Annotated in this window: 28 protein-coding genes and 2 pseudogenes; 5 read left to right on the top strand and 25 right to left on the bottom strand. The window is 48.5% G+C overall.

Going from position 1 to position 25,441, the window contains the following annotated elements; genetic code table 11:
• Positions 1-37: 37 nt before the first annotated feature.
• Positions 38-1,264 carry a THUMP domain-containing class I SAM-dependent RNA methyltransferase gene (locus tag ACLM7Z_RS10020; protein ID WP_435644976.1) on the bottom strand — a complete coding sequence of 409 codons (1,227 nt, stop codon included), beginning with the start codon at positions 1,262-1,264 and terminating at the stop codon, positions 38-40.
• Between the two features lie 148 nt (positions 1,265-1,412).
• Between ACLM7Z_RS10020 and ACLM7Z_RS10015 the strand changes: the two genes are divergently transcribed.
• Together ACLM7Z_RS10015 and ACLM7Z_RS10010 are read left to right on the top strand one after the other, a co-directional pair.
• Complete coding sequence (locus ACLM7Z_RS10015; RefSeq protein ID WP_435644975.1) at positions 1,413-1,964, top strand: DUF4364 family protein; 552 nt, start codon at positions 1,413-1,415, stop codon at positions 1,962-1,964.
• Positions 1,965-2,037: 73 nt separating this feature from the next.
• Positions 2,038-2,892 carry a DMT family transporter gene (locus ACLM7Z_RS10010; RefSeq protein ID WP_087020486.1) on the top strand — a complete coding sequence of 285 codons (855 nt, stop codon included), beginning with the start codon at positions 2,038-2,040 and terminating at the stop codon, positions 2,890-2,892.
• A gap of 87 nt (positions 2,893-2,979) precedes the next feature.
• On the opposite strand, the gene hpf is transcribed toward ACLM7Z_RS10010, so the two are convergent.
• The 13 genes and pseudogenes from hpf to ACLM7Z_RS09945 form a co-directional block, all read right to left on the bottom strand.
• The gene (gene hpf, locus ACLM7Z_RS10005; protein WP_087020483.1) at positions 2,980-3,513 is read right to left on the bottom strand and encodes a ribosome hibernation-promoting factor, HPF/YfiA family; all 534 of its coding nucleotides are present in this window, start codon (positions 3,511-3,513) and stop codon (positions 2,980-2,982) included.
• 247 nt (positions 3,514-3,760) lie between these two features.
• The gene (locus tag ACLM7Z_RS10000; protein WP_435644974.1) at positions 3,761-4,603 is read right to left on the bottom strand and encodes a fumarate hydratase; all 843 of its coding nucleotides are present in this window, start codon (positions 4,601-4,603) and stop codon (positions 3,761-3,763) included.
• Entirely contained in the window at positions 4,600-5,760 is a 1,161-nt protein-coding gene (locus tag ACLM7Z_RS09995) for an amidohydrolase (protein WP_087020478.1), read from the bottom strand. The genes ACLM7Z_RS10000 and ACLM7Z_RS09995 overlap by 4 nt, the downstream gene beginning before the upstream one ends.
• Positions 5,761-5,963: 203 nt before the next feature.
• Positions 5,964-6,449: a S1 RNA-binding domain-containing protein gene (locus ACLM7Z_RS09990; RefSeq protein ID WP_087020476.1), complete on the bottom strand. Its 486-nt coding sequence runs from the start codon at positions 6,447-6,449 to the stop codon at positions 5,964-5,966.
• Between the two features lie 30 nt (positions 6,450-6,479).
• Entirely contained in the window at positions 6,480-6,770 is a 291-nt protein-coding gene (locus ACLM7Z_RS09985) for a septum formation initiator family protein (protein ID WP_087020473.1), read from the bottom strand.
• Between the two features lie 108 nt (positions 6,771-6,878).
• Positions 6,879-7,277, bottom strand: a complete 399-nt coding sequence (gene yabQ, locus ACLM7Z_RS09980) for a spore cortex biosynthesis protein YabQ (RefSeq protein WP_133058284.1) — start codon at positions 7,275-7,277, stop codon at positions 6,879-6,881.
• Positions 7,274-7,585, bottom strand: a complete 312-nt coding sequence (gene yabP / locus ACLM7Z_RS09975; protein ID WP_435644973.1) for a sporulation protein YabP — start codon at positions 7,583-7,585, stop codon at positions 7,274-7,276. Before yabP ends, yabQ begins: the two co-directional genes overlap by 4 nt.
• Before the next feature lie 48 nt (positions 7,586-7,633).
• The gene (locus ACLM7Z_RS09970; RefSeq protein ID WP_087020465.1) at positions 7,634-7,876 is read right to left on the bottom strand and encodes an RNA-binding S4 domain-containing protein; all 243 of its coding nucleotides are present in this window, start codon (positions 7,874-7,876) and stop codon (positions 7,634-7,636) included.
• Between the two features lie 57 nt (positions 7,877-7,933).
• A pseudogene (locus tag ACLM7Z_RS09965) lies at positions 7,934-8,062 on the bottom strand (integrase DNA-binding domain-containing protein); the annotation flags it as partial.
• Positions 8,063-8,279: 217 nt separating this feature from the next.
• Positions 8,280-10,193 carry a CotH kinase family protein gene (locus tag ACLM7Z_RS09960; protein ID WP_435644972.1) on the bottom strand — a complete coding sequence of 638 codons (1,914 nt, stop codon included), beginning with the start codon at positions 10,191-10,193 and terminating at the stop codon, positions 8,280-8,282.
• Positions 10,194-10,210: 17 nt separating this feature from the next.
• Positions 10,211-10,882 (bottom strand): DUF4956 domain-containing protein, encoded by a 672-nt coding sequence (locus ACLM7Z_RS09955; protein ID WP_273349125.1) that lies wholly within the window; start codon positions 10,880-10,882, stop codon positions 10,211-10,213.
• 35 nt (positions 10,883-10,917) lie between these two features.
• Positions 10,918-11,592: a polyphosphate polymerase domain-containing protein gene (locus ACLM7Z_RS09950; protein ID WP_435644971.1), complete on the bottom strand. Its 675-nt coding sequence runs from the start codon at positions 11,590-11,592 to the stop codon at positions 10,918-10,920.
• Between the two features lie 97 nt (positions 11,593-11,689).
• Positions 11,690-12,586 (bottom strand): annotated as a pseudogene (locus tag ACLM7Z_RS09945) (IS3 family transposase); the annotation flags it as partial.
• 236 nt (positions 12,587-12,822) lie between these two features.
• Between ACLM7Z_RS09945 and ACLM7Z_RS09940 the strand changes: the two are divergent.
• Both ACLM7Z_RS09940 and ACLM7Z_RS09935 read left to right on the top strand, forming a co-directional pair.
• Positions 12,823-13,161, top strand: a complete 339-nt coding sequence (locus ACLM7Z_RS09940; protein WP_087021933.1) for a transposase — start codon at positions 12,823-12,825, stop codon at positions 13,159-13,161.
• Positions 13,158-14,066, top strand: coding sequence for an IS3 family transposase (locus ACLM7Z_RS09935; RefSeq protein WP_435644970.1), 909 nt, complete (start codon positions 13,158-13,160; stop codon positions 14,064-14,066). The genes ACLM7Z_RS09940 and ACLM7Z_RS09935 overlap by 4 nt, the downstream gene beginning before the upstream one ends.
• Before the next feature lie 21 nt (positions 14,067-14,087).
• On the opposite strand, the gene ACLM7Z_RS09930 is transcribed toward ACLM7Z_RS09935, so the two are convergent.
• From ACLM7Z_RS09930 to ACLM7Z_RS09910, 5 genes are all read right to left on the bottom strand, one after another.
• Positions 14,088-14,261, bottom strand: a complete 174-nt coding sequence (locus ACLM7Z_RS09930) for a hypothetical protein (protein ID WP_435644969.1) — start codon at positions 14,259-14,261, stop codon at positions 14,088-14,090.
• A 152-nt stretch (positions 14,262-14,413) separates the two neighbouring features.
• Positions 14,414-15,361 (bottom strand): sensor histidine kinase, encoded by a 948-nt coding sequence (locus tag ACLM7Z_RS09925; RefSeq protein WP_435644968.1) that lies wholly within the window; start codon positions 15,359-15,361, stop codon positions 14,414-14,416.
• Positions 15,362-15,428: 67 nt separating this feature from the next.
• Positions 15,429-15,908: a response regulator transcription factor gene (locus ACLM7Z_RS09920; protein ID WP_435645770.1), complete on the bottom strand. Its 480-nt coding sequence runs from the start codon at positions 15,906-15,908 to the stop codon at positions 15,429-15,431.
• Entirely contained in the window at positions 15,814-16,056 is a 243-nt protein-coding gene (locus ACLM7Z_RS09915) for a hypothetical protein (protein WP_435645786.1), read from the bottom strand. Before ACLM7Z_RS09915 ends, ACLM7Z_RS09920 begins: the two co-directional genes overlap by 95 nt.
• A 248-nt stretch (positions 16,057-16,304) precedes the next feature.
• Positions 16,305-17,090, bottom strand: a complete 786-nt coding sequence (locus ACLM7Z_RS09910) for a class I SAM-dependent methyltransferase (protein WP_087020457.1) — start codon at positions 17,088-17,090, stop codon at positions 16,305-16,307.
• A gap of 405 nt (positions 17,091-17,495) precedes the next feature.
• Between ACLM7Z_RS09910 and ACLM7Z_RS09905 the strand changes: the two genes are divergently transcribed.
• Positions 17,496-18,746 (top strand): ferritin family protein, encoded by a 1,251-nt coding sequence (locus ACLM7Z_RS09905; protein ID WP_242969840.1) that lies wholly within the window; start codon positions 17,496-17,498, stop codon positions 18,744-18,746.
• Positions 18,747-18,942: 196 nt separating this feature from the next.
• Here the strand turns inward: ACLM7Z_RS09905 and ACLM7Z_RS09900 are convergent, their stop codons facing one another.
• The 6 genes from ACLM7Z_RS09900 to ACLM7Z_RS09875 form a co-directional block, all read right to left on the bottom strand.
• The gene (locus tag ACLM7Z_RS09900; RefSeq protein WP_087020452.1) at positions 18,943-20,301 is read right to left on the bottom strand and encodes an MATE family efflux transporter; all 1,359 of its coding nucleotides are present in this window, start codon (positions 20,299-20,301) and stop codon (positions 18,943-18,945) included.
• Positions 20,302-20,387: 86 nt separating this feature from the next.
• On the bottom strand, positions 20,388-20,813 hold the full coding sequence (locus ACLM7Z_RS09895; protein ID WP_087020449.1) for a MarR family winged helix-turn-helix transcriptional regulator: 426 nt from the start codon (positions 20,811-20,813) through the stop codon (positions 20,388-20,390).
• Between the two features lie 603 nt (positions 20,814-21,416).
• Positions 21,417-22,472: a LacI family DNA-binding transcriptional regulator gene (locus ACLM7Z_RS09890; RefSeq protein ID WP_087020446.1), complete on the bottom strand. Its 1,056-nt coding sequence runs from the start codon at positions 22,470-22,472 to the stop codon at positions 21,417-21,419.
• A gap of 257 nt (positions 22,473-22,729) precedes the next feature.
• Positions 22,730-23,608: a 4Fe-4S binding protein gene (locus ACLM7Z_RS09885; RefSeq protein WP_435644967.1), complete on the bottom strand. Its 879-nt coding sequence runs from the start codon at positions 23,606-23,608 to the stop codon at positions 22,730-22,732.
• A complete protein-coding gene (locus ACLM7Z_RS09880; protein WP_435644966.1) occupies positions 23,605-24,054 on the bottom strand; it encodes an FMN-binding protein in 450 nt (149 codons plus the stop codon). The genes ACLM7Z_RS09885 and ACLM7Z_RS09880 overlap by 4 nt, the downstream gene beginning before the upstream one ends.
• Complete coding sequence (locus ACLM7Z_RS09875) at positions 24,051-25,436, bottom strand: FMN-binding protein (protein ID WP_435644965.1); 1,386 nt, start codon at positions 25,434-25,436, stop codon at positions 24,051-24,053. Before ACLM7Z_RS09875 ends, ACLM7Z_RS09880 begins: the two co-directional genes overlap by 4 nt.
• Positions 25,437-25,441: the final 5 nt, after the last annotated feature.

Below are 25,441 nucleotides of genomic sequence, written 5' to 3'. Positions count from 1 at the left end.
GTTTTTTTCCGATTTTTCCAATATTTTTGTAAACAATTTATGAATGACCCTCAAACCGCTTGTTTGGGCGATTATTGCGATTTTTCTGAACTTTTTTCATGTTATTCTTTGTGTTGGCAAACGAACGGAACCGCTTTCGCTTTTCAGGCGGCTGATAATACATAAACAGATTACAGCGCAGCATGCCGTTGTACAGTTTTCTTTTTTTATCCGCTTTTACCCCGAAAAACTCCTCAAATTTCTCGTCAGAGCTGATAATATACTGCTTCATTGGCGAACGAGAGGCGGTTGTGCCAAAATTTCGCAGCAGCTTGCGCGCAGAAGCAACGTCCATCATGCGCTCACCGTACGGTGGATTGCAGATCAGTGTGCCCTCGCGTCTGTCCAGGCGCAGTGTGCAGGCATCACGTGTCTCGAAACGCACCGTATGCTCTACGCCCGCCTTTTTCGCATTTTCCGCAGACAGCTCAACGCATGCCGGATCGATATCACTGCCGCAGATGTCATAGCAGCGGTCACGGTAGATGACGTCAAGTGCCTGTTCCCTTCCCTGCCGCCACAGCTCCGGGTCGATACATGCCCATTTTTCCGCGTCAAAGGAACGCGCCAGTCCAGGCGCGCGGTTCATGGCAATCATCGCCGCCTCGATCGGGATCGTACCCGAACCGCAGAATGGGTCGAGAAATTCTCCCCGCCCGCGGTAACGTGAGAGATGCACCATCGCCGCCGCAAGCGTCTCGCGCAGCGGCGCTTCGTTTGCATTCGCGCGGTAACCGCGCTTGTGCAGTCCAGCACCCGAGGTATCCAGATACAGTGTTGCAATATTATCCATGATAGAGAACTGTACCTGGCAGCGCGGGCCAGTCTCCTCAAACCAGCCAATGCCGTAGGATTCCGACAGGCTTTTGACAATCGCTTTTTTTACAATGCTCTGGCAGTCCGGGATGCTGTGCAAATTTGAATTCAGCGAATAACCCTTGACCGGGAACGCACAGTCCTTTTCAATGTAGTCCAGCCACGGGAGCTCGTAAACACCCTCAAACAGCTCTTCAAAGGTACGTGCCGGGAATTCTCCCACTTTAATCAACACGCGCTCCGCGCAGCGCAGCCACAGATTAGCCCATACCAGTGTGCGCGCATCGCCGGAAAAAAATACCCGCCCGTTTTCGACACGGACATCGGTCAGCCCGCCGCCATGGCGCAGCTCATCGCCGACGATTCCCTCCAGTCCGAACAGGGTCGGACAGCAAAATTCATATTCCATATATAAAAATCCTTCCATAATTGCCGCAGAATGCGGCGTGTGTTTCATTGTACTATACTTTCGCCGGTCAGACAAGTAGCTTTGACATGATCTGCCGCGTTTCACTTTGCATTTCCAATTGTTTGTGTTATACTGAATACAATACTGAATGATTCGAGGTGTTCGCATGATCCGTTACGGCTTTATCCGTACCAAAGACGAAATCAAATTTTTGATCCTGACCTGTATGACTTACCTGCCGTTTCCGGTATCCTACGACGCTATCGTAGATATCTGTACCTGGTGTGACGATGGGTTCGGTTATTTCGAGCTGTCTGAGGCATTTTCCGAGCTTCAGGATTCCAAACATGTGCAAAAAACGAAAACCGACGGCGAAGAAGTGTTTTCCATCACACAGAAGGGCCGCGAGACCGCAGATGCTTTCCAGAACCGTCTGCCCTATACTGTGCGCGAGGCAGCTGAACTGTCCGCATTGCGCGTGATCCGCAAAATACGCCGCGATGCACAGGTTTTCGTAACCACGGAGCAGAAGGACGAAAAGGATTTTGTCGTCGAAATGACCATGCAGGACGTCTTTTCCGTCCGCATGAATGTCGTCAGCCTCCAGCAGGCCGCGCTTCTCGAACAGAACTTCAAAAAACATGCCGAAGAGATGTATCAGCAGCTGCTGTCCACACTCACGCATAACTACGAAGAATAACGGCAGAACAAGGCGGATTGCAAACCGCCTTTTTTGCTGCCAAAAAAAATGATATAGATTGGAACGGTGAATCATGTCAAAAAAAACAAAAGGTATTTTATTTATCATTCTGTCGGCGTTCTGTTTTGCGCTGATGAATCTGTTTGTGCGGCTGTCCGGTGATCTGCCGTCCATGCAGAAGAGCTTTTTCCGCAATTTCGTTGCATTTATTTTTGCACTTGCGGTCCTGCTGCGGTCAGAGGAAAAGTTCAAATTCAACCACAAAAATCTCCCGCTGCTGATTCTGCGCGCTACATTTGGCACGCTCGGCATTTTATGCAACTATTATGCGGTTGACCATCTGGTGCTGTCGGATGCATCTATGCTCAACAAGCTGTCACCGTTTTTCGCCGTCATTATCTCATATTTCTACCTGAAGGAAAAAGTCACGCCGTTTCAGATCTCGGCGGTTATCATCGCTTTCCTCGGCGCACTGTGCATCATCAAACCGGGCTTTTCCTCGCTTACAACAGGCCCCGCACTGCTCGGCGCGCTGGGCGGACTCGGCGCAGGTGCAGCGTACACGATGGTGCGCAAGCTCAGTCTGAACGGCGAACGCGGGCCGTTTATCGTCTTTTTCTTCTCCGCATTTTCATGTGTCTTCTGTCTGCCCTATCTGCTGTTCGCCTATCACCCGATGACCATGCAGCAGCTCGTGTTCCTGCTGCTCGCCGGTCTGGCCGCAGCGGGCGGACAGTTCGCCATTACAGCAGCCTATGCCAATGCGCCGGCGCGTGAAATCTCCGTCTTCGATTACTCACAGATTGTTTTCGCCGCGCTGCTCGGCTTTGTCTTCCTCGAGCAGATTCCGGATGCGCTCAGCATTATCGGCTATATCATCATCTGCGGCACTTCCATTGCGATGTTTTTCTACAATCAAAAACACTGACACACGCAAAAATCAACCCCGCAGCCGAAGCCGGCTGCGGGGTTGCTCTATACCCAGATTTTATTTCTCACGTATATCGATAAACTGTCAATTGCTTTCAATGAGACCGTAGCCGCCAGCCGCTCTCTTGTAGATTACGGCAGGTGTGTCGTCAGATTCCGCATTCTTGAAGAAGAAGAACTGGTGTCCCAGCAGATTCATCTGAAGAATTGCTTCCTCAACCGTCATTGGGGTGACATCGAAGCGCTTGCGGCGGATGACATCATAGGTATCCTCAACATAGTCTGCCATGCTCGCATCGTTTGCGGCAGCCTTGTCGAATGCGCCTTCACGCAGTTTCTTTTCCAGACGAGTCTTATTTCTGCGGATCTGCTTCTCGATGCTACGGATCATACCATCCACAGAAGCAAACATATCGGTCGTGGTTTCCTCTGCACGGAAAACCATTCCGCTGTGTCTGACGGTTACTTCCGCCGTCTGTCTGCCCTTCAACTCACTGAAAGTAATTGTTGCAGAAGTATCTTTGTGGAAGTAGCGATCCAGCTTGGTTACTTTCTTGATGGCGTAAGCGCGAAGCTCGTCGCTAATCTGCATTTTTCTTTCAACGATGGTGATCTTCATAACATCAGCTCCTTATGGTCAATACGACCCAGTTTCCGATATTCAATTGTGCGGAAATGCGTCCCGGCAACCGCCGGCAGATGTATCGTATAAATCACGAAAAAACTTACGCTTCCTTTTGTTACTTTAAGTATACCACATATTAGAAAACCTGTCCCATGGCAAATTCAGGCAAATTCGACCCTGGGACAGGTTGTATAAAAAATATCTTCGATTATCTCTTGTTTTCGTGAAATTTCTTCAAATATCAAATCGTTCCATCCGCGTGGCGCGTGACATGACAACCGATGTTGACAACGCACGGCAAACCGGCAATATGCGTCGGGAACGGCTCAATGGCCGCCATCAGCGCGGTAACAGTTCCGCCCAGTCCCTGCGGTCCAATGCCGAGCGCATTGACACGCTCGATGATTTCCTTCTCCATCTCCGCATAGAATGGGTTCTCATTGAACTGTCCGGCGGGGCGCATCAGTGCACGCTTTGCGAGATAGGCAGCCTTGTCCGAAGTGCCGCCAAGTCCGACACCGATGACAATCGGCGGGCACGGGTTGGAACCGGCGCGATCACAGGACTCAACGATAAAGTCAATAATATCTTCGCGCGTTGCTGCCGGAGTGAACATCTTCATAGCGCTCATGTTCTCGCTGCCGAAGCCCTTTGGTGCAATGGTGATATGAATCTGATCTCCCTCGACAATACGGGTGTACAGGATTGCCGGGGTGTTGTCATTGGTATTGACGCGGTCAAGCGGATCACGCACGACAGACAGACGAAGATAACCATCAATATAGCCCTGACGCACGCCTTCGTCCACAGCGTCCTCCATCAGACCGCCGGTAATGTGGACGTCCTGTCCGACCTCGACAAAGACAACCGCCATGCCGCAATCCTGGCAGATCGGAACCTGATTTTTACAGGCGATGTCACAATTCTCGATCATCTTGCCGAAGATGGTCTTGCCGAGCGGGGACTGCTCCGCTTCCTGTCCGTCCAGATACGACTGGCGGATGTCCTCCGGCAGGACATAGTTGGCCTTCATGCACAGCTCGCGAACGAGCGCGGTGATTTCTTTTGCTTCGATGGTTCTCATATCTTACAATCCTCCTGCTTGATTTGGGTTCCGTTGATAAATACAGCAGTTACTTTGGTGCGGTAATCCAGCGGGTCTCCGCTGGTAATCAGGATATCTGCATCTTTCCCGACACAGAGCGAACCGACGCGGTCATCAATCCCGGCAATCTGTGCCGGAATGCATGTAATCGCGCGCAACGCATCCATTGGCTGCATACCTGCCTGAACAGCAGCGACAGCACAGCGCATGAGATGCTTGAGCGGCGTTTCCGGATGATCGGTGCTGATAGACGTCAGAATCCCGGCGCGCGTCAGCAGCGCGGGGGACTGTTCGGTCAGATGCCGCAGCTCCGGTTTGGAGCGGTCGGTCAGGAACGGGCCCGAACAGATCGGCACGCCCTCCTCTGCCAGAATATCCGAAACCAGATGTGCTTCTGTGCCGTGCAGGATGACCGCATGCAGCGAAAACTCCTTTGCAATGCGCAGAGCAGTGAACATATCATCTGCACGGTGTGCGTGAAAATGTGCCTGACAGCTTCCGTCAAGCACAGGAATCAGCGCCTCCATTTTTGCATCATATTCCGGTGCATCGGCAGGATCGTCCGCACGCTTTTTCTGTGCGGCATATTCCTGCGCCTTATGCAGTGTTTCGCGAATGAGTGCTGCGGTCGCCATACGTGTAACCGGTGCCTCATCTTTATCATTATAACACGATTTGGGATTTTCACCCAGTGCAAATTTCATAGCGCAGGGCGCCTGAACAATCATATCATCAATGCGGCATCCGTTGGTCTTAATCGCAGCTGCCTGTCCGGCAATCGGGTTACAGCTGCCGGGAGAAACCACACAGCAGGTCACGCCTGCGGCGCGTGCTTCGGCAAAGCTGCGCTCCATCGGATTGATGCCGTCAATGACACGCAGCTGCGGCGTGATCGGATCGGTATCTTCATTTCCGTCTTCTCCCTCGAAGCCGATAGAATCCTCAAACAGTCCCAGATGGGTGTGCGCATCGACCAGCCCCGGCATAACCCAGCCGCCGTGCGCATCGAAGTATTCTCCGGCAGGAAGATTTTCCATCGACCCAATCGCGGTAATTTTTCCATTTTCAAACGAAATAAAACCGTTTTCGATGATTTCCCCTTCCATGGGAACAATTTTTCCGTTGCAAATAATCATAACAATTCCTTATGCGGTGAAAAAACTAATTGACATTTATTGGAAATCATGGTACGATAACCACGGTGGCAGGATGCTGCCATCCATGCACCGTTCATATCTTTATCCCCACAATCCATTTTACCCTTCGGTTTTCCGAAGGGTGTTTTTTTGTTTGCAGAAAAAATGCCGCCAAAACCATCGGGCGGCATTTCGATTTCAGCTTATTTGCGGCGGCGCGCACCGGTCTTTTTATCGCGGTTATGGCGGATGTCAGCCATACGACTTTCGCTGTCCTGCATAAAGTGCTTGAGCTTATCCTCAAACGAAGCCGGTACATCCTTCGCCTGCTGACGCGGGACATAACCGCCGCCAGAGGAGGAACGCAGGGATTTCTTTCCGCCGTTGGAACGCGGCGCATAGCTTCCGTTTCCCGCAGAGCTGCGGCCTGCCGGGCGACGCTCCGTATTCGCGCGCGGCTGCGCTTTTTTGATGGACAGATTGACGCGGCCGGTGTCATCAATTGCGATGATCTTAACCCTGACCTCCTGACCCTCTGTCAGATGATCGCGGATATTGCTGACATATGACTGATCTACCTCAGAAATATGTACCAGTCCCGTCTTTCCCTCCGGCAGGGAAACGAATGCGCCAAACTTTGTGATTCCGGTTACCTTACCGGAAATGATTTCTCCTACGGCCAACTCCATACCTTTTTGATTTTTCCTCCATGAATGTGGTTACTGCTCCGAACTGTCAATAAAAATGCGCTCGCCAGGGGATGCGTAGCCCAGCACATCACGCGCGATTTTTGCAATTGCTTCGTCTGTGACGCCTTCGTCCAGCGATTCCTTCAGCTCCTTATTTGCCAGTTCCTTATGTTTGATCTCTTTATCCAGTTCCTCGCACTGCTGCTGTAGGTCGTTGATCTGAAGCTGGAGGGAAACAAGCCGGACTCCGGCAAATACAACAACGAGAACCAGCAGAGCTTTGACAAGCGGATGCAGCTTTGACTTCCTGCGGCGTTTCATCGTACTCCTCCTTACATCACGAATAACAATACTACTTTATTTTATACCACCGCAGGCAAAAATGGAAGAACTTTTTTTATTTTTTCGCGATTTCTCTAAAACTGAATGCTATTTCTCTCTATTTTTTCTATGATTGCGCAGTGGCCGCGCAAACCGGGCGCAAACGCCGCGCAGGATCATGCTGCCTGTTTTCACCATTCTTCCGCACTTTCGCAGCAGCCAGCGGAGCAGTCGCCCGGCGGTCGCGCTCCAAAGAATACCGCCCGCAAGCATGGACACCGGCATAAAGCCGCGCAGGCGCATCTGCGATATGCCTGCAACAAGTACAAATAGAATAGCTGCAACGAGAACAGAAAACAACGCATCGAGCAGCAACTCCAGCCAGCGCCGTCCCACAACCAGCCGGATTTCTCTTAAAACATCATATACCGCACCGCAGGCTGCTCCTGAAAGAAGCGCCATAAGGATCGTCCAGAGCTGCTCCGGCAGCGGATTAACCACAGTCACTGAAACAACCGCCGGAGGAATCCACCTCCCGGCGTTCCACTGTCATCGTATTCCAGCAGGTCAACCGTTCCAGTCACACGCAGTTCCCCACTTTCCAGACTGAGCTGGTCAACATGCAGCCCGTTGCCGCGAATGGTCAGCGTGCCCAGTCCAGTAGAGACAATCACCTGATTCTCATCGAAGTTTATCACATCACTTACACCTGAAATCGCCAACTTTTGTCGATCCTGCAACGACAGACCATGCGGCAACGCCCGGCTTTCCCCTTTTGCATCGCGCTCCATGTCATCCCCTCCGTAAAAAAGCAATGCCCGAACGCTTCAGCTTATGCGTTCGGGCAGAACAATATGACGGTATTATTGCAGTTCGCGGTACAGCGCAGATGCATCATTTTTGAGCACATGCTCGGCAATGTTCAATACTTCAACCTTGAGTGTGCGCTGGCCGAAGGAAATTTCAATGATATCTCCAACCTTGACCTGATAGGAAGCCTTTGCCTGCTTGCCGTTGACCAGAATACGGTCATTGTCACACGCTTCATTTGCAATCGTTCGCCGCTTAATCAGGCGGGATACCTTTAAATATTTGTCCAGTCTCATGTTGATTATCGCACATCCTTTGTAAAAGTTCGTAATTTTCAAAAGTCGAATCAATCTTTACTGTTTATAGAAAGAAAATTGTAAACAGGTTTCCTTCGACCATAGATATCTTGTGTATTGGAAAGCATACCTGCCGTCACTCCGTCGACTTTCTCCGTTTCTCCAAGCATGCCCTCTGTGATCTTTCTGTTTCTGGTTCTTTTTTTGGTTAAAAAAACCGTGATATTGTTATTATAACATATCAGGAGCATCCTTCGCAACGAATGCTCTGTAATTTCTCAAACACGATCTATGCGGTCTATAAATGGAAATCATAATAGGTACAGTCCAGATAATTCTTAAAGTTTTTCCACAGGCTGAGGGCGGCAATCTATTTACGGATTGCCGCCCTTTTTTCTCGTTTTCAGACGCGTTTTCGATACAAACCCGCCAGAATAATGCCCGCTGCCAATACCATCACAGAGGGAATCAGCAAACGCCAGTCGATTGGCTCAGACTGTGCCTGGTCCGGTGAAACAGACTGTGTCTCTCTGCGCGTTGTCTCACTTCGCTCCACATTGCTGTTCTCATCTGATGGCACACCCGGCTGCATGGATTCATCCTGCTGCGACGCGGCATCCGATGCCATTGCCGGTTCATCCTGTCCATTCCCCGGCTGTCCGGGCTGCCTTCGGACGTCCGGCTGTGTTCCGTTCTCCGTAGAAGACCCACGTTCATTCGGTACAGTACGTTCTGACACAGCAGATGAATCCTCATTTTCCGTCTTGTCTCCTGCCGGCTGGGCTGTATCACCGCCTTTGCCGTGGTTCATCGTTCCCATATCCGAAATCGTAAGATCGGAGGCATCTATCCTTCCATCCGGATTCTGTGCCCGTCCGTCAGAGGTTGACGCGATGCTGCCGTCAAGCTGTCCTCGGACACTGTCAGCCCGGAGCAGGCAAAATTCTTTCAATGTTTCTATTCCTGTCTCGAATTCTTCATAGGTACAGAATTTGGTGGGATCTTTTTCAACATAAGGAGCAATCATTTCCTGCACACGGTCTATCATGTCAGAAAAGTAACCGCTGTCAAAATAATCCGCGATCCATTCCGCAAAATATTGATGATACTGTTCTGTATATGTTTCATTGGAAAAAATCCATGCCAGCATAGGTCTGGATTCAATTGTCCCGCCAGACACCGGAGAATCAATGGGATAGTTGACAAGTTCTGTGGCGTCAGAAGACGACATAAAGCCGCCAAAGGCCAGATTATAATCCCATGGGATCATGGACAGCTGTCCATCCTCTTCATAAAGGTAATAATTGTGAATCATAGAGCCGGTATAACTGTCAAAATTACATACAAAATTATGCACGACAAAATACCGAATCACTTCATCTGTATCGACGGTCTCTTCGATATTGGTATTTTCATTCAACTGCCGGATGGCTGCGATGAGCCGATCCTTATCCGCATCGGTAATCTCCGTCTTTGCATTGTCAAAAACATTCTGATAGCTGGTATATTCATCATCAGAATAGATCAATGAAACATCGCTGCTTCCCATACCTCCACCATTTTGTTGTTTATCTGGCATCTTTCTGTCATTCTGAGAATCGATATTGCCACTGTCAACCGATTCATCTGGCTGTTCTGCACTGTCATCCGAGTCATCCATATGGAAATCACCGCCATTGCCACGGCCACCTCCCATGCTCTGACTGTCAGGTTTATACAGCTCACCGGAATCCGAACCATAATTGCGTTGTAAAAACGAATCCTCCACGCCTTCTACTGCCAGATATAAGCCCCAATCTTCGCCATTTACTGTAATATAAACAAAGCTGCAAAGCGGAGCATCCACCTGAAACGATCCCCTCATCTGATAGGTAAGATAATCCTTCATGTAAGTATTATCCTGAATCAGATTGTTCAGACTCAGTTTATCCAAGCCATGATAGGTGGCGGAATTGTCATAATGGTCGAACTCAATCTTAAAACTATAACGATTATTTCCATAGCTTTCTACCTGCGTCAGCGAGGTATTGCCTTTGGCTCGAATGGCTACATTTTTGTAGGCTTCATTGTCGATCACCACGGAACAGAGCGCATACGTTTCATCGGTGCATGTTTCAAGGAACCCATCCCAATCATCCATCACAATGTCTATGGTATGGACAGAGGACGTATCAAACAGAAGATCTTCATACCCCATATGACTGTCCGTCTGCATGATGCCAAGGCTTTCCGCATGCGTCATCAGCAAAACCGTCAGCAGAAGGATGCACGCAAGAACGGCACAGCAAATGCGGTCTATATATTTGTGCGTTGACATATGGTTGTCTCCTTATTCTATCCCATATATTCGCCGTTATAGCTGACCAGCACAGCACTGTTTACACCATGTAGCTCGGAAAGGGTATTGATGAAATCGGTATTGTCCTCCTTCATACGGATTTCCAAAGTAAGCTCAATCGAGCCCTTTTGCGCAGTTTTGCTTTTTACAACACATTTCTTTACCTGCTCTTTCAGAAAATCCACAGCCGCCAGCTCACTGTCATGGTTTTCACAGCGGAGCACAACAATATAAGGATTTAAATGCGTCTTCTTGTTGGCAAAAACCAGAAGTACAATGCCTATAATCACGCTGCCGAATACAGCGAGCGGAATCATACCGGAAGCCAGAACAATGCCTGCCGCAATGGCCCAGAACAGAAACGCAATGTCCAGCGGTTCCTTGATTGCGGTGCGAAACCGTACAATGGAAAGGGCGCCAACCATGCCCAAAGAAAGTACGACATTAGAAGTTACCGCAAGGATAACAAACGTCGAAATCATGGTTATCGCCACAAGCGTTACACCAAAACTGGATGAGTACATAACTCCGGCAAAGGTTTTTTTGTATATCAGAAAGATAAACAAGCCGATACCGAAAGACAATACCATGGCAAGCACCATATCAAAAACAGAGATGCTTGTGATGTTCTCTAAAAAATCTGATTTGAAAATATTATTAAATGTCATATGAATGGATCTCCTTTACAAAACACGGAGCCGGATTATCCATAAATCCGGCAAGCTGCATATTTGGAAAATGCCGACGTATGTGTGCCCGGAATCTGTACAATATCCCGGATTACCGCGGGCAAAAAGGTTTCCCACTTGACCTCCAGAATGATCGGTGCATCCCCGGCGGGCACCATAACACACTGTGGATTCAAAAAATCCGTGCACCGCATCCCTGTCCGGATATGATAATCCAGTGTCACCCGTACATTTCCTGCCGCATACACAAACGGCTCTCTCGTATAATCCACAATGGTTTTGGGGCGAAGTCCTTGAATCTTTTGCTTTAAATACAGCTCCTGAAGCAAGGTTTTTTTCGTGTCCGCAGCGACAGTCCAATCTCCGCTTGCGATGCCTTGCACTTCCTCCAACGTCAATTTTTCCTTTTCTTTGCCGCAAAGTCCGTTCATTTTGCTTTTCTTTTCCAGCAAAATCAGCGAAATGTCCGCATTATAATATCGGATACGGAATTTTTCCCGACTGTTCACGCCATCTATCTTTTCCCGTAACGCTTTGTCCTGCAGATTGTCAAAATACATACTGCGGATTTCATACCGGCCATGCACGGCATGTGCATCCGGCTGCATAACCGCCGTCAATCTCGGGCGTAAAGCAAACAGATCCGCGCAGCTGATCTCATGTTTCCATTCATGCCGAAAGTCCATCATCGCCGTCCTCCTTTTCAAAAATGTTATGAAAACATTTTACCCCGATAACCTTAGTCTGGAATTGTCAAGAAAAGTGCAGTCTAAAAACTCACAAATTTTAAGCAGCAGATGAATGATACATATTGTGGTAATGTGTCTTATAAACAGCGGGTGGAAGCCCTAAGGGATTCGACGTATATACTCGCTTCCGATTATAGTAGATAAACACATATCGAAAGATAATAGATTTAACCTCCGCCATTGGCATTCGGTAAGTAGGAATTCTATAGAGCAGTGCCTTCTTCAAAGTTGCGAAGAAGCTCTCCATTCGGGCGTTATCGTAGCAGTGTGCCACACCGCTTAAGCTCTGCAGCATACCATATTCAGAAAGTTTTTTCTTGAACGCCTCGCTGGTATACTGGCTTCCGCGATCGCTATGAAGTGTCGCGCCTCGAACCGGATACCGGCAGGCAACTGCCTTGAGTGTATTGATACAAAGTTCTTTTCGCATATTGTCATCCATCTGAAGAGAAAGAATCTCACCGTTAAAGCAATCCATAATCGGGGAAATATAGAGTTTTCCGTCCAGGCAGCCGATCTGCGTGATATCTGTCAGCAGTTTTTGATACGGGGTATCAGCCCGAAAATCCTGCTTGATCAGATTTTCCTCCTCTTGAATTTCGGTGGCAGCGCGTGTTAAACCATGCGGACGTCTGGGTCTGCCGTGAATCAGACCTTTTTCGTGCATAATTCGCCTGATTCTACGTTTTCCTGTGTGGAATCCGTTCTGCTCCAAGGCAAGCTGCATTCGTTCCACGCCGTAATTGTCATTATAATCGGATTCATTCATAATCCTGTCTATTGCCGCCGAAAGAAGCGCGTCCTTAGACGGCTTACTGAGATTCTTCAGATATCGATAATATCCAGATTCGCTTACATGAAGAATTCTGCATAATAGTTCCACACTCCACTCCTTATCTGAATCTGTCTGTATAGAGTGGATAAAGCGGTATCGCTCATGTGCTTTTACTTCTTTCGGCGCGCTGCGAAAAAACCAAGAGCCTCCTGAAGTATATCGTTAGCTCGTTGGAGCTCTTTGACTTCCTTCTCCAGCTCAAGCATTCTTCGTTCCTGCTCGCTTGCCGGCAGTTGTTTATGACCACTTCCTACAAATTGATGTTGTATAATTTTAGTTGACAACTGATTCTCAAGGATTAAAAATATAATCAAGAGAAAAAGGAGACAACAACGATGCCACAAAACAGAACCTATGATATGGAATATAAAGTACAAGCAGTTAAACTGGCGTTGGAAATTGGTACAACGAAGGCAGCCAAAGAACTTGGTATTCCAGCGAACACCCTGCATACATGGATGCGTCAGTACCGTCTGGGCAACTTGAGCCTGGGAGCCGGCACACAGACACCGCAAAGAGCCATGACTCTGAGTGAAGAAATTCAGCTGCTTCGCAAACAGGTGAAAGAGCAGAACAAGGAAATCAAACGCCTCAGAGAAGAAAATGAATTTCTGGAGGAAGCCAGCGCTTTTTTCGCCGCGAGCCGTCGGAGGTCTGCAAGAACGAAAGAATGAAATTCATTGCCTTGAAAACCAACGATGGCCAGAACACGGGGAAAATCGCATTCTACTGTAAGTCGCTCCATGTCAGCAGGCAGGGGTTCTACAAATATCTGAAGGCCCAGACTCGCCCATGGAAGTATCAGGATTTGGCTGATGCCATGCTGGAGATCCTTGCAGAAGACGAATGCAACGATACTTACGGTCGAATCCGCATGTATCAGGCTTTACGTCTGAAACAGCCACAGGGCGTGCAAATTCCAAGTGAACGGACGGTATACCGGATCATGGAGGAACTGGGTATCAGCCACACACCAAGGCGCAAGCCCAATGGCATTACCAGAGCAGATAAGGAAACTCGTAAATCCGATGATCTGCTAAGACGCAATTTTGACGCAGACAAACCACTAACGAAGTGCGTTACGGATATTACTGAAGTCAAAGGAAAAGATGGAAAGCTATATGTATCCGCTGTCTTTGACTGCTACGATTCCTGTGTTCTGGGGCTTGCAATGGATACCAACATGAGAGCATCCCTGTGTGTTCAGACGCTGAAGAATGCCCATGATGCCTGCCACGATCTGCGTGGCGTTATCATTCACAGTGACAGAGGAGCACAATATACCAGTCAGGAGTATCGGGCAGCCATCGGCCGATATGGAATCCTTCAGAGTATGAACAGTGCTGGTGGAAGATGCCATGATAATGCACGCTGCGAAAGCATGTGGGCCAGAATGAAGGTTGAACTACTTTATGGACGTTACAACACCGAAAAGATGACCATTGATGAACTCAAGACGATGATTTGGAGATTCTTTATCGGGTATTGGAATAACCGCCGTATCTGTTCCAGAAATGGCGGGCTGCCTCCGATGGTAAAGCGCCAGAGATACTATCATTCCCTAAAGAAAGCTGCTTAGCAAATCCTTGAGCAAAATGTGTCAACTGATCTTGACAACTTCAAATGCCTGATCTCCGTATTTCTTTCGCTTACCTCGCCAGGTTGTGACTGTATTGTAGGGGATTCCAAGCTGGTCAGCCGCCTTCTTTGCTCCGATTTCATCTGAGAGCTTCAATGCTTCTTCTTTAAAATCTTTATCGTAGCTTCTTGCCATGATTTCTCACCGTTCCTTTGTTCTTATTCTATCATAGTTTGGTGAGTTTTCCGACTCTACTTAAATGATACCACTCCAGTCCAAGCTTAGAAAAAGACAGGACTCCACGAAGATTTCGTGAAGTCCTTGTGAATATTCAGAGAATCATGCGTTTACACACAAATGGTAAAACAAATCACATCCGGTTCCATATAAGATGCACGAATGTCCCCGTGATTTGCCTGAACGATAGCTTTTGCCACCGAAAGCCCAATCCCATACCCGCCGCTTTTCTGTGTACGTGCTTCATCCGAGCGAAAAAATCTGTCAAACAACTTATCCGGCGATACAGCAGGCAGTCTCTTGCAGGTATTTTGCACCGTGAATTGCAGATGTTTTTCTTTCTGCATCAGCTCAATCTGAATCCGGCCGCCTTCGTTGGTATATTTTACAGCGTTATCCAGCAAAATGGAGCACAACTGTTCTATCTGACTCTGATCCGCATGGATTTGGACATCCGACGGAATATGCGTATGTACATCAATCTGTTTGGATTCCATCAATGGCATAAAACTCCGTACAGATTCCATGAGCAGATCGCTAAAGCAAAAGTCAATTGCATGCACATGCTCCACTCCTTCATCCATCCGGGAAAGCAGCAGCAAATGCTGCATCAAATCGGAAAGGCGTTCTGTCTGTTCTTTGATGTTCCGGCTCCATTTGTTTTCTCCCTGATATAATTCCATTGCCTCTGTATTGGATTGAATAATTGCGAGAGGAGTCTTGATTTCATGTCCCGCATTGGTAACAAACTGTTTTTGTTTTTCCATATTTTCCGCAATCGGACGGATCGCCTGTTTGGAAAGCAGAAATACCGACAATAGCATCAGGCACCAGCAAACTATTCCTACGCTTCCTGAAAGCAGCAAAACCCGCAGATATGACAACATTTCATCTGAAGTATCTAAAAATACCACCACAGTTCCTTCTGCAGTATTCATTTGTGTGATCTGATACCGGTACTGCCCAATCCTTCCGGATTTCGTTGCATTGTCCTCTGCCTGTCCTGCCAACACAACGGCTTCCTCTTGGGTGACCGTTGAGGTGCGGCTGACATCCACATAAATCACCTCTCCCGATTCATTCAGACGAACGACAAAAAAATTGGAGGACATCCATATATCCTCCTCATTTTTTCGATTGCCAAAGGGCAGTGGATCCTGAGAGCGTTCCATTCCCGGCAGATCTGCAGGGGTGTCGGGGCGTTGGTTTTGCCTGGTCTCCCGGTCTGAAATCTCTGCACAGCAGTTCCTCTGTAGAAAGATACATGCCTTCGTTCAACATCAGCAGCTCCATCAGCTGGTATTCCAGCTTTGGCAGCACGACAGTCTGATTCCCACAGGACAGCGCATAACTCTGCTGGTTGAGAGAAATATTGCCGCATCTTAAAATATCAGGTGTAAATTCGTTTCGGCGGCGAAGCATGGCACGAACACGGGCCAGCAGCAGCTTCATAGAAAAGGGTTTGGGCAAATAATCATCCGCGCCCATATCCAGACCCATAATCTGATCTTCAATCTGCGATTTTGCTGTCAGGAGCAAAATCGGCGTACTGCATCCACCTGCCCGCAGACGCTTCAGCACTTCCAGTCCATCTATTTTTGACATCATGATATCCAGCATATTGCTGCGTCTGGGCAAACGCAAGTGCTTCTTCTCCGTCGTAAACAGCATCTACAATGTAATTGTGATAGGTCAAAATGTCTACGACTGCTTCAGACATGCCGCGTTCGTCCTCAGCGTATAACAGTCTCATGTGTTTCTTTTTCCTTCCGGGTATTGATGTTATACTTTTTCATTTTATCATTGCAGTGCATCAGAGGCAGCCATCTTTCCCATCACACAGGTTGTTTACCTTACCTCTTTTTTGTTTTGTGATATCAAAATGAACCAGATTCAGACATGTTACAACTGTCTCCTTGCTCGTGCGTACAAACAAATAATTTTCACGTTCATTGGCATAACCAGCATAATTTTCCAATCCATTTGTGTATATACGTATGATTACGGCAATACAAGACAGTCATATCGAATCGCCTTTCCCTTAAGTGAATAGCTGGGTTTGCGACCCGCCAAGTACGGTCCTTTGAGCGGCCTTTTGATAACCACTTTGCGAGGATGTGCCGCAACAGCTGCATTAACTAACTCAATCTCATCCGCACACGGCCGTTCCAGCTTTTGAAGGAGCTGGAACTTCTTTTTTATCAGTGCACTTTTCTGCCGTTCCGGGAACATAGGGTCAAGCAAAATCACATCTGGCGCAGTTGCCAGCTGCGGCAGTGCAGCCAAACTATCCTCTTCCAAAAGCTGCATTCGTCCGACAATCTCTGCCAACTCCGGCAATTCCGCTGCCCGTCGCAGGGCATCCCGCAGCAGTGCCGCGATCACCGGATCATATTCGTAGAGCTGTACAGAAAATCCAGCTGCTGCCAGCAAAAGCGCATCTTCTCCCAGTCCGGCGGTGGCATCAACTGCTTTCAGTGTATAATCCGCGTTTTTTATTTTCGCCGCACGCACAAGAAGTTCACGTTGCAGATTAGCAGGTCTGAGCCGCGGCAGCATATGGGTGAAATCACCGCGCAGCACCAGTTCTCCGCTTACCAACGAAAGGCCGTCGGCATCCAACCGAAGCATCAAATCCGCGTGTTCCGCATTGGACTTGTCCCATGTGATTTCTACGCTCAATCGCTGTGCTAACCATTCAGCCTCTTCGATGTCCGCGCCACTATCGGCAAAAACAATCAGATTTTCCGAGTGTTTTTGCGTATCGTTGTCCCTCGTATTCGTCATCGATCTATCTCCTCCATCTCCCCTTATTCATACCATTAAAACAAATATTATAATATTATAACATGAAATGAAAATACTGGCTAGCAGTGCTCAATTCTATGTGGCACGTATGGTATCTCTGCCCTTCGTGCTGGTCCGATTTTCCAATTCATCATAGGTGAAAAAATAAAGCGGCAAAAATAGATACCATATACCCTATCGATCGTAATATCTGTCAACAGAATGCACTATTTATTTGCATTGCTGTAGTGTTGCGTCAAAGATTATGGTATGATAATAGTGATAGTGAAACGACAGAAGTTGATAATCCAATATGCCCCTGCTATCAGAACAACTATTCCAACTTCCGGCAACAGGATTTCATATACGTAATGATTTATGATAGAAAGATGAGGTATGCATATTATGAAAATTCAGAAAGTAGAGCAACCAGTTATACGTCTCCCGTGGGTAAATTCCATGGGAGTCATTGGTGATCCCGGTTGTGAAGGACTGGGCACATACAATATGAAGGTGTATGCGGGGACACTGGAAAAGAGTGCCGAAGACGACATTACATTGATTGCAGGTGATCTGGTTCCGGCAGGAAATGCACATTATTACGAAGAAATCAGTGCATTAACCGAAGTAATTGCACATAACGATATCTATGTACTGCGCGGAAATCATGATACCGGAGCTTATACCGATTATTTCGGAAGAAAAAACTATGCATTACTTGCAAAAGAGTTTTCTGTGGTCGTTCTGGACAATGCCATGCGAACCTTTGAATCAGATGGACTGGAACTTCTGAAGCAAGTACTTCAAATGGAAGAGGTTCATCAGGTCATTATTGCCTTTCATATTCCAATCCCAAATCATTTTATTCGAAATTCTGTATCTGAAGAAGAATTCGAACGGCTAAAAGAGGCCTACACACCATGGAAGAACAAGGTAAAATATTTCCTGTGTGGCCACGTGCATTCCAGATTTGAAGATCGTATAGATGGGATTCCCCTGATCTGTACAGGTGGCGGAGGTGCCCTCATAGAAGATGTGTCGGAGGATATTCGGGCATGTGACGTAGAGCATCATATGGTTCACTTTTTCATGGAAAAAAATGAGCTTGCATACCGATTTGATGAGCTCTCCGAAAACGCTTATGACACAGAACGAAAAGTGCCTATTTTGAGAGAAAATCTCGAAAAGACAGTAGCGTCCGAACTGATGGCACATCTGAAATATCTGATGTTTGCGGATCGCGCAAAAAGACGTGGAATGGATCGAATTGCCAATCTTTTCGAAGCATTGGCAGCATCAGAATATCATCATGCCAGAAATTTTTATTCAGTCATTCAAAATAAAATGCCATTCGGAGAGTCGGTGGAAGCATTTATTCCCGGCGAAGAGTTTGAATATCAACATTTTTACAAAATGATGGAAGAGTATGCGCTCCAAAAAGACGCACCACTGACAAAACAAGCGTTTTCGGGAGCTGCTGCTGCCGAAAAAGTTCATACCGAACTGCTAAAGGAAGCAGCAGCAATCGACAACTTTGATAAAGAAACAGTTTATGTATGTCCGATTTGCGGTTATGTGATGACCGGAGATCCGGTTCCAGATCGCTGTCCAGTATGCGGAGGTCCAAAACGGCAATTTGAGGTATTTCAAAGCTGACCTGCTGAACGATATCAGGAATTTATGTTCATTTGCCTGAATCCAAACGAAATTCCGTTTTCCCATATGTATTCTGTGTCATGCCAAAGGAGGCTGCTCCATTTCAAGAGCAGCCTCCTACTGTTTATATTACATTATATTTGTTGGATTGCAACCAGATTCGGCAGCCAGTCGAAAATCTGCGAAAATCAGGAAATCAATTTAAAACAGTGTTTGTATTCATCATTTTTTGTGAAATACGGATATATAGAATAACCGCAAATACGATAGAAATCAAATCTGCAACAGGCTGCGCCCAGACAAGACCAGTCAGACCCATCATTTCTTTCAAAAGAAACAGCGCTGGGATGAAGATGATACCCTGACGGCTCAAGTTGATAATCAGAGATTCTGTAGCGGCACCCATGGCCTGAAGTGCGTTAATTATTACATAAAAGACACCAAACAAAAAGCTGGTGGTCAGCAGGATGCGTGCGAACTGTACTGCGTAATCAAACGCCATGGCGTCCGTCAGGAATGCACTGACAATCTGATTGGTAAACAGATAGCATACCGCAGTCAAAACAAGGCTCAAACACAACGCAAAGGTCAGAGAGAAGCGAAGCACCTTCTTGAATCGACCCCAGAGCTTTGCACCGACGCAGTATCCCAGCAGCGGCTGGACGCCCTGGCCGAGCCCCATGGATACCATACCAGTAATAGTCACGACCTTCATGGCAACGCCCATAGCGGCGATGGTCATATCTCCGTATTCGGCCATCTGGCTGTTGATAATGATCTGTGAAACACTCATAAGCAGAGATCCCAGAGCGGCAGGGACACCGATGGCCAGGACACTGCTGCACACCTTACCCTTCAGTGTGAAATCCTTGATATTGACACTGAGAGAGGACTTCCCACGCAGGAAATAGAGAATATAATAGCCTGCACCTACCACATTACCAATAACGGTAGCAATGGCAGCACCTACAATATTCCAACCAAAGCCTAAGATCATGATTGGATCGAGAATGACATTCAGAAGATTTCCCAGAAGTTGTCCCATCATAGCCTTTCCGGATTCTCCCTCCGCACGGATTACATTGGAATAGCAATTGGAGATCAGGACGAATGGCCCACAACAGGTAACGATGGTCAGATAGCTTTTTGCCAGTTCCCATGTATCCGCACTTGCGCCGACCAGGGCAAGAATCTGGTCCATAAAAATCAGCATCAGCGTGGACAACACAATACCGATATCGACACAACTCCACATACAGAAGGCGCACACCTTCCGTGCATATTCAAAACGTCCCTCTCCTATCGCTCTGGAGATCACAGAAGTACCACCAATACCTAAGATGGAACCGATGGACATAAAAATCAGAAACACCGGCGTTGCTAAAGAAACAGCAGCCACCTGTAAGGCATCATGTGTCTGCCCGATAAAAAAGGTATCGGCCAGATTATAGATCAAAACCATCAGCATAGCAGCCATCGCGGGGACTGCATTCTTGAACACCGCCTTTGGCACTGGCATAGAACTAAAAACTTCCATTGATTTTTGATTTTCCATTGAAGTTGCTCCTTAAACACAAGCATGCTGTCAATCGCATGCTATTGATATAGTTTTGGAAAAGTCCGACTGAAATCGGACCGTTTTTATGAGAGTGTATTGCGGACTTTCTGGAGCAGACTGATAAAAACAATCCGTTCTGTATCCGTCAGCCCAGAGAGAAGCGTGGCTTCCTCCTGCTCCATATTCTTTTCAGCTGTCATGCAGCACTGAATTCCCAGTTTCGTGATGCGTACCATTTTGATTCTGCGGTCTGCGGCATCTCCGAAACCTTCAACAAATCCCTTCTGCTCCAGTCGAGTGATAATGCCCGCTGCTGTGGATTGGGCAACATGGAGCTTTCGTTCCAATTCTTTCAGCGTCATCTGCCGTTCAGACGCTTGGTTTAGCATCATGAGTGCGCAGAGCTGAGCCATTGTTAAGTCCTGCGCCCGCAGTTTATTGTTGGCTCTCTTTTCCAGTTCGTCATTGATCTGTTTGAGCAGCATCCCACAGGAATTTTGATCGGTCATATCAGCACCTCCTCAATGGATTCCATTATATTGCACATACGCACAAAAGTCAATAGCATACTTTTGATTTTTGCTAAATAATCCAATGAAACATCCATCGATATCACAGGCAACCGAAAAATAGTGCCGGCAAAAAAACGGCTGTGACAGCCTTTTGGATATACTCCTGCTATTTGTAGAAAAAGCCTGCTTTGGTATCACGCCAAAGCAGGTTTTTGAAGTATATGGGAGAAAAAACACAAATGCAAAAAACAAAACGAAGAAATCATCTACAAATTCATAAATTCGATTGAAGTCTACTGCTGCATCTATTTTTTCTCAGCAGATCATCCCGCGGAACTAACATATCTAAACTGACGCTCTCTACTACTCTGTTCTCCTGCCCATTTACCAGCACATCCCCCTCTTTATTATATCGAAAAAGTACCGCATAAGCGGTGCTTTTTCGATAAGCCGAGCAAAACTGCTGGAAATATTACAATAACAGGGGGTAAAAAAGCGGATATAGAACAAACCTATGATAATGATATGTACCTCCAATACTGGGTGTCCAGTATTGGAGGTACATATCAAATGGGAAAACCGAACGGGGTAACGCTTCTGCTATTCTTTCTCTATATATGGTGCCGTGCTGCTGCGTCTGACCAGCGCGGGCGGGATCACGATCTTCTGCGGATAGCGCCGTTCCGGTCGGTGTGCAGGCGTAGAGGCGCGCTGCATGACCAGATGCACGGCAGTCGCCGCCATAAAGTCCAAATGCGGGCTGACGCTGGTCAACGGCGGCTCGACCACGGATGACATCACGGTATCATTAAAGCTGACGATGCTCATATCCGTCGGCACCTGTACCTGCAACTTGCGCAGCGCATGAATCGCGCCGATGGCGCATTCCTCATTTACTGTGACGATCGCTGTCGGTGCAGAATCCCGCTCCATTGCGCGCAGACGCATGCTGAATTCATTTTCCACAATCATCTGGTCACGCATCGGCGCTTCAATTACCAAATCGGGGCGAAACAGTCCACGTTCCCGCATATAATGCTCATAATACCGCCGCCGTGGCTCGCGCACAATGCGTTTGGTCTCATCACCGAGCCGTTTGGGACCGATAAATCCAATGCGGCTGTGCCCCAGTTCACGCAGATAATCCAGCGCCTGTTTCATGCCCAATTCAAAATTCAGCACAACTGAATCGTGTCGGAGTTCGTCCGGAGAAGAATCCAAAAAAGTAATGTTATTGCTGAGCATCTGCATGGAGGCAATCTGTACATCGGAAAAATATCCGATGGCAATGATGCCATCGATGCCGGAGGCAGACAACGCATGATATCCATCTGAATCGGCACGCAGCATGACCGTCTGCATTTTCTGCTCATAGCAGGTCTGCTCGACAAAATTCTTCAGATACATAAAATAAGGGTCTGCCATCTGTTCCGCCGGGGAAAGCATTTCTGCAATACCAATTGTCATGGTATCCGTAACAATGCGCTGTGTCCGCCGCCCGGAACCGCCTGCATACCCCAGCTTTTTCGCTGTATCGAAAATAATCCGACGTGTCTCCTCACTGACCGTCATAGAAGGATCATTGTTGAGGACGCGTGAAATTGTAGCGAGGGAAAAGCCTGTATGCTCAGCGAGCGTTTTGAGTGTGACTGCCATAATAAGAAAGCCTCCGATTCACCTGCTGTTCTGCCGGTTTTCCCGGTACATACTGCCCGTTTGCCGCAGCTGTTTTTCCTTATTTTAGTGCAAATGCAGAGGAAAGTAAAGCGGATTCTTCTATCCAGTCCGGCACAAGCCGGCCAAGCCCACAGAATCGCCGGAAGGTGCCCACACACGCAGGAAAAGAGCCGACCTGCTATTCTTCCGCAGTTCCACTCTTTCCTGTTCTGATGGACAGATAAAAGGAGGATTATTTATAACACGCGCACCAGTCCAAACACTACACATACGGCAAACAGAATCCCGGCGCGAAGCAGCACTGCGAGCGGCGCATTGCCATCGCTGATGTGCCCTGCATACGAGATGTTGCGCTTTGGACAGATGTCGCTGCATTTGCCGCAGGAAATACATTCACCCATGCGCACATTGTCCGCATCCGTTTCAACACAGACCGGGCAGCTTTTCGCGCATGCAGAGCAGCGCATCAGGCAGCTTTCCCGGTTGCGTGTATATCGCCCGACGACGGGCAACAGCGCAAATACCGCGCCCATCGGGCACAAGAACTGGCAGAAAAACCGTTCCTTTACCGCCATGCCGACCACAATCAGCGCCAGCAGGATACTGCCCAGCGCATACGCCGACCCACACCATTTAAGTGCTGTCAGCATGGAAAAGACATCCCATGGACTCCAGCCGGACAGGCCTGCATAGACGCCCGCCGCGCACAAAATCACAATGGCTGCCAGCACCAGATACTTGATTTTCTGCATCCGGTGCACGGCCAATTCGGGAGGCTGTGGCAGGCGGTGTCCGATCTTGCGCTGGATCAGCTGGGACAGCGCGTAAACCGCATCGCCAAATGAGCCGAATGCGCACGCGTAGCCGCAGAAAAACCGTCCAAACAAGATCGTATATACGCATATCACCAGCAATGCGGCAGCAAAAGAACTGAATGCAAGCGGCTCACCCGCGCCAATTGCTGTGGCAATTTCCTTGGTGCCGGAAAACGCTGCGGTATAGACTGATGGTGCGAGCAGGAAAAAGATCAGCTGAATGCCTGCCCGCAGGCGGCGGCGCTGTGCCACGCGCTTCTTCGGAGACACGGGCTTTTGTTCTGTTTTCGATGAAATCATTTTTTCGCCCCTTCCAACGCCTGCTGTACAGCAGTCTTGATGCCGGTCGAGCTGAAGGTCGCACCACTGATGGTATCCACCTCCGCACTCTGTGCTGCGAGCATGCGGTCAATGATCTGCTTTGCCCGATCCAGATAGGCAGCATCTTCGCCATTTGCGGCTGTGACGGCAATATCCGCCAACTTTCCTTCGGATACAGTGACCTCAACGGAAACTGTCCCGCCGAAGCCTTCACCGCTTCCGGCATAGGTACCGTCCTGATAGTCCGCTGCTGTATCAAAAACTGCCTGCTGCGCGGCAGCATTGTGTTCCTGTGCCCGCTGCATGGCGAGCTGATTGGCCTCCTCCGCGCGCTGCCATTGCAGCGCATTTGCCTGATAAATCCCCAGCGCACCCACTGCGACAATCAGACTTGCCGCGCGCATCCAAAATTCGCGATGCTTCACTGTTCCTCCTCCGTGACTGTCGTGCCGAGCGCCAGGTCAAGCATTTTGCCCGCTTCCACGATGGATTTGGACGAACAGGTTGCCCGACTGACCACATCCAGCCCGCCAAAGCTCTGTTTTTCGATTGCCTGTGCCTTGATACCCGCTGCACTGCCTCTGCCGTCCAATGCCCAGGTGATATACCGCCAATTTTCAGAAGCGGCATCCGGCCGGGTAACAGCGATATTGGAAAGCGCACGTGTTACCGTTTTTTTCGTTACGGTCTTCGTGTTCCCGTCCGCATCTGTTGCCGTTTGGGTCTCGGTTTTGGTCGTCTGGCGCACCGTAACGGCAACCGTCATATCATACGCGTCAAAATCGCCGAATTCATCCGGCACGCAGGATACCTCTGCCGAATAGACCATGTCCTCTGTCTCTGTATTCTCATCCGGCTCCTGAGGCGTCGTCGGTTCCTCCGGCTGTTCCGGTGTATCGGGCTGCTCCGGCTCTTCGGGTTGTCCGGAAGCCTGTGTGAGTGCGCGCCGCACCGCATTCAGGATGCCATTGGACGAATAGGTTGCGCCGGACACTGTATCAACATTTGGTGTCTGTTTTGCAATGACCTGTGCAATGACTGCCTTTGCCCTTTCAAAATATGACGGTGTTTCATCCTTTGCAGAAACCACATCAATGGCTTTGATCTGCCCGCCCGAAATGGTTACCTTCACGGTAATATTGCCGCCAAAGCCCTCAGCAGTGCCGGTATAAGCCCCATCCTTATATGTGCCGTCTGTAAAATCATCTGGCTTGGCCGGTTCAGTCGGTGTAGTCGGGTTTGCCGGAACAGACGATGTTTCATCCTCCCCGCTGGAGGTGCCGCCTGCCGCCTGCGTGAGCGCACGCTTGACCGCATTGATGATTCCGTTGGAGGAATAGGTCGCACCGGATACCGTGTCTACGTTGGGGCTCTGTTTGGACAGAATTTGAGAGATGACGCCCTTGGCACGTGCGAAATAGGACGGCGTTTCCGCCGGTGCAGAAACGACATCAATCGATGCAATTTTCCCGCCCGAAATGGTTACCTTCACGGTAATATTGCCGCCAAAGCCCCGTGCCGTACCAGTATACGTGCCATCTTTATAGGTACCGTCTGTAAACGGGTCGGAAGAAGTTCCTCCCTGGCTTGCCGCATTGAGCGCCGCAAGTGTACCCGCGGCGGAACCCGAAGATGTGCTTTCCCCGTTTTCCAGCTCAACTGCCTCCGCCCGTGGAATCAGCCCCGGAACATTTTCCAGCTCCGGTCCGCCATATGCAATGCCCCATGCGGCAAGACCTGCAACCGCCACGCCCGGAATCAGTCGTTTTGCCAGTCTGTCAACTGTATCATTGTGAAAAATACGCATGTTCT

Origin of the sequence: Butyricicoccus porcorum (assembly GCF_051246315.1) — a bacterium.
GTDB lineage: Bacteria > Bacillota > Clostridia > Oscillospirales > Butyricicoccaceae > Butyricicoccus_A > Butyricicoccus_A porcorum.
This window is presented reverse-complemented; position numbering and strand designations above follow the sequence as displayed.